Origin of the sequence: Endozoicomonas sp. ONNA1, assembly GCF_024606325.1 — a bacterium.
Lineage (GTDB): Bacteria > Pseudomonadota > Gammaproteobacteria > Pseudomonadales > Endozoicomonadaceae > Endozoicomonas_A.
The window spans coordinates 1-4,851 of sequence record NZ_JAHHPN010000039.1; the positions used below are offsets into that span (position 1 = coordinate 1).

Annotated in this window: 4 protein-coding genes; 2 read left to right on the forward strand and 2 right to left on the reverse strand. The window is 42.1% G+C overall.

Annotated elements, in window-relative coordinates:
- Nucleotides 1-290: OmpW family protein (locus KDK19_RS00915; RefSeq protein WP_368736426.1), on the reverse strand; the 290-nt coding region annotated here is incomplete at its 3' end.
- A gap of 343 nt (nt 291-633) precedes the next feature.
- Between KDK19_RS00915 and KDK19_RS24215 the strand changes: the two genes are divergently transcribed.
- Together KDK19_RS24215 and KDK19_RS24220 are read left to right on the forward strand one after the other, a co-directional pair.
- Nucleotides 634-2,604, forward strand: a complete 1,971-nt coding sequence (locus KDK19_RS24215; protein WP_257291147.1) for a hypothetical protein — start codon at nt 634-636, stop codon at nt 2,602-2,604.
- Nucleotides 2,605-2,666: 62 nt separating this feature from the next.
- Nucleotides 2,667-4,562 (forward strand): hypothetical protein, encoded by a 1,896-nt coding sequence (locus KDK19_RS24220; RefSeq protein WP_257291148.1) that lies wholly within the window; start codon nt 2,667-2,669, stop codon nt 4,560-4,562.
- 153 nt (nt 4,563-4,715) lie between these two features.
- Here the strand turns inward: KDK19_RS24220 and KDK19_RS00930 are convergent.
- On the reverse strand, nt 4,716-4,851 hold a 136-nt coding region (locus KDK19_RS00930; protein WP_306801291.1), incomplete at its 5' end, for an OmpW family outer membrane protein.

Sequence of the window (4,851 nt, forward strand, 5' to 3'; positions counted from 1 at the left end):
TTGATATCCATGTACCATACGGCAGCATTGACGGCCCAGTGCTCGTTCAGCTGATCGTCAAAACCCAGTTGTCCACTCAGACCCAATGAACTGTCTAATTCCAGATCGCTGCAGGTGTTACCCGCGGAACCTTTGAAATCTTCACTGAAGAAAACGGTATAGCTCAAATCAACGCCAAACTTATCAGACAGCATGTAGGTAAAGGAGAGCCCCGGCTGAGTGTTATTGTTGACGTCAGCTGTAGTGTTTTTGTCTTCAACCCTATTGGTTTTTAAACTCCCGCTGTCCACATCCGTCTGAACACTGGCTACTCCGCCACGAAAAATAAAACCTCAGGTCTCATAAGCTTGGGCAGATGTAGCAGAGTGCAGGAATCACGGTGAGCTATTAGTTCTGAGGGTGAAAAAACCTTGAATATTTTTCAAGGTTGTCTATATCTTAATATTCTAAAAAACAACAGACTCTGCTGTTTATTTGGGTAAAATTTCTGATGTTTGAAAGTATCAGATTAACAGATGAATATTTTAATATTGTTTTTTAGTAGAAACGTTTCTCGTTGAATGGCGACGCTTTTCTGGTAAAGTTATTTTGAAAAAATCAAGTTGTACCGCGAGAATTTTCTTTTGCCTTACTGTGATTGTTTTTACAGCTCAACTGATTTTTCTGAAAAAAGCATGGGCTTATACTCAGGAGGAAATAAGCCGTATACTCTTCGTTTCATTTTCAGGTCAGCGCTATGAAAAAAAAGACATTAATGCTGTTGATATCGAACAGTATCAATACGTCAGTCCTCTTCGTTACGAGCTAAATAAAGGTAATTTAAGTTCAAAGATAGAGGAAGAAAAAAAAGCTAAAAAGAATAACGAATTGCAAGCTCTGGCTGCATTGGTGCCTGTTTTGTATGCATTTTTTTCTGAAGCCACCCATCCTGTGCGAATGAATCAGGAAATCCTGATCGACACCAAAGCGGCTGGCGAAAAAGGAGAAAAGCAATCAACGGTTTTAAATCGTCTTTTCCCGGCTTATACGCTGGCAGGGCAGGTCTTTCGGCTGATGGTTCTGGCAAAGTGGCCGACTTCCGATGTATCGACTATTGAGAACCGGCAGGAAAGAATACAACAAATACTGGCTACGAATCCGGATTACTCATCAATAGAAAAACAACTATCAGGGCTCAGACAGTGGGAACCAAAATTAGCTGACATTTATTATCAGGACTCCTTATTTAATTCAGAAGTTGTTCAGGAAGAGTTAAAGTCATACATGAATCAGGGTTTTTTTCAGCAGCTGTGGAGCCATCCTGTAGGCAGTGGAATATTATCAATATCTACGCACTTTTTAACTTTTTCTGGTTACCTGGCATTGATACTTTCAGCACTGAGACAGCCGACTTATTGTTCAGCACAGTCATTATGCAGTTGGGGTGGAGTTGTAGTCAGCATAAGCTTGAACCAGTGGATATGGTTTCTTGAGTCCAGGCTAGAAGAATATTTTGCTGGACAGCGCAGAGTGAGCGGTCAAATGCTCAAAGAATATATAAGTGCTGTCTCTGGTTACCTGCAGCAAGTGGTTGACTGGCAACTATCAGATGGTTTGCCTGAAGCGTTAAAAATTCATTTCACCACAAAGGAGTTTGAAGAAATTATTGGCTTTCTCGAAGCAACAGAAAATCTTGCTGGAGCTGTCGTAAAGGGTCGCAATGCAGAAGCTGTGATATTACATGCGACAGAGTTGATCAGGATAAAGGACGTTCTCGCCAAGGTTATCTTTAAAGTAGGGGAAATGGATTTGTTTCTGGCGATAGCTGCTCGTATGCATGCTTCTGAGGCTGTTGAAAATGCTAATGAAGTCACTATTGCCCGATTCAGATCAGAGCCTGAGCCTTGTCTTTCCATGGTGGGCTTCTGGAATCCTTTGCTTGATAACAGTACTGCTGTTTCTAATACATTGCAGCTTGGGTGTGCAGGGAGTTATCTCAAAGACAACGAGGAGCTGGAGTATAATACAGAACCGGTTACTGGAGTGGGACTTTTGCTATCAGGCAATAATGCATCCGGAAAATCCACTCTTATGAGGGCTGTTACCTTGAACAGTATTTTTCTTGCCCAGACCCTGGGAGTTGCCGCAGCCAAATCCTATGAAGCGAGTATTTTTCATGAAGCAGGAAGCTACATGGACAAGTTTGACAAGGCTGGGGAGTCGTCGTCTTACATGGAAGAGTTGCGCTACGTATCAGAGCTTTTAAAGAAGCCAGGCATAATAAATAACGAAAACAAGCTTGTCTGTTTTGATGAGCTGTTCAGTACTACAGACCCTGATGATGGTAGAAAAGGTTTTGAGATTGTTTTAAAAGCTCTCGGAAGACAAAGCCATTTAATGGCACTGATATCCACTCATTATGACCTGGCTGATACAGGCGAATGGCAGGAATCCTTTAACATCATGCACATGGGGATGACAAACAGCTCTGGCTATATCAGGCCGACCTATCAGATAGAGGAAGGCCCTAACAAGTGCAAAGTTGCGCTTGAATTTCTGGCTGAAACTTTTCAGTCTGAACTGCCTGATATTGCTGAAAAAATACGTACTTACCGAGCACATTAAGTATGATTCTACGGCATCTGTTCCTATTGCCAGTTTGCCTGATAACCAGCCAGGTTCAGGCTGTGCAAACACCTTATGAGATCCTTGAAAGACAATACCTGATCAAGTTTTCGGACTCTGACAATCAATCGTTCCAGTCAGAGGCATATCAGAGTGAGGAAAGTTCTTCTCATACAGCTCATGAAGAGCTCTCCTCTCGAAGAAAGCGAGAGTTGCTGTTGCATCATCTTTATCCTGAATGCTCTCAGTCTGCTGAGATTCAGGGTATGTTTCAGACGGATATATGGCAGGATATGCAGGTGTTCAGGAAAGATGGGTACGCTCACCTGTATGACAGGCTGTTTCCAGGTACCTCATTACTTGGAGAAGTGTACGGAGCCTGTCAACTGGTTACAGGCTCTACAAGTAGCATTAAAACACTGAAGGAACGCAAAGAGATCCTTCGCAGTTTAATGGCTCCCAATACAGCTACCGCTTTAGTATCAAGTATTGATGAAATTAATCAATATATTAATCCGGTCGTTCGGCTTCTGGATAAAAAACATCCATTCTTTTACTTCTTTCATATGCCCATTTTACTTCATGATGAAGGCACTTGGGCCGAGTCGGAATCACTCATAGGGATAGAATTAAAAAATGAAAAAGCTATGCAGGAGCTAATGCTTCAGAATAATATTCATGGGGTGACGCCACAATTCAGAACCTTGATGTATATCATGCCAGTTTTAGGGTTGCTGACTTCGGGGTGGCTGTTTAAATTAAGTACCCCATCAAGAAATGTCAACATACATACTGATCAAAGCATATTATGGAAAGGTTTGGTTATCACGGAGAAAACAGGAAGCTACATTCTTCCGTGGTCATTAGCTTTAAGTACGTTATACAAACTCAAATCGCTCCAGCAGAATCACGATGATTTGAAAAGAGTCAATAGAGAAATTACTTCAGAGTTACTATTACTGCGTCCTTTTTTCTCAGCTCTGTATAACCTTGGAAAAAATACCGGGTTATTTAATTTCACTGATAAAGAAGAAAGTTTACTTAGAATACTTATGGAGCAGATGAAGCTTTTGACGCTCGAAGATTATGGATATTTCTCATCATCGAGCATACAGCATGCTGCCAGTGCAATGAGAATTGTTGTTTTGCTGCATGGCTCAATTAACCGGTGGTTGAAAAAGCTTTCATGGATCGACTTTATGCTTTCTGTCAGCCGACAGATCAATTCTGAGCAAAACCCTTATACCTTTGTTGAGTTTGATGAAAGTAATTCCAGGCGTCCATACCTTTCAGCCGAGAAGCTCAGGCCTCCTGGTTTGGACTCTTCACAGGGAGTCGCTTCTGATATCCATATTGGTGCTGGAAGAAAAAAAGTCAGAAATGTCATTCTGACAGGTATTAATGCTTCCGGGAAATCGACTTTTCTCAGAACATTGGGTATTAATGTGGCCTTTTTGGCTCAAAACCTCGGTATTGCTTCTGCTGAAACATTTACCCTGAGACCCTACACATCTATCAATACTCTTATGGAAAAAAATGATGAGCTTGGAAGGTCTTCTTTTGAAACAGAAGTCAATCAGGTTAGCCATTTACTTAAAATTGTTCGAGGCAGAACCAACAAGAGCAGAGATCTTGTTCTTGCTGATGAACTGCTAAGAACCACAAATCCACAAGAGGCTGCTATAGGCTCGTATATTATCGCCGAAGAGCTGGGTCAGTTGCCCCATCTTACGCTACTGTTATCCACCCATTTTGGTCTGTTGAAAAAACTTGCAAAAAAGCAGCCTGAAATGTTCGACAATAAATATATGCAGACCATTGATACCGTTGATGGCATCCCAAGGCCGACATTTAAACTGGTCAACGGTGTCAGCCATTCAGTTAACACCTTGCCTTTACTCAGGGAAATGATAGAGGCTGAACATCCAGATCTTCTTGAATATATGGTTGAGGATTAACCCGGAAATCTCATAAAGTGGCAAGCTTCTCGCTAGCTATTTTTCCGTCATGACAGCAGACTTTTCAAACTCACGACTGAGAGGCTGTCGAAAAAGGGCTGCGCTCGCTACCTTTTACGACAACCTCATTCACTGGCGGGGATTCCCTTTCAATCAGAACTTGTAAGAAACACCGGCCATATAAACCAGTGGGTCCAGTTCTGCGTCCAGCTTATAGCGGTTTCCGGCATTGTTCTTAAACTTCGCTGTGGTATTGATATCCATGTACCATACGGCAGCATTGACGGCC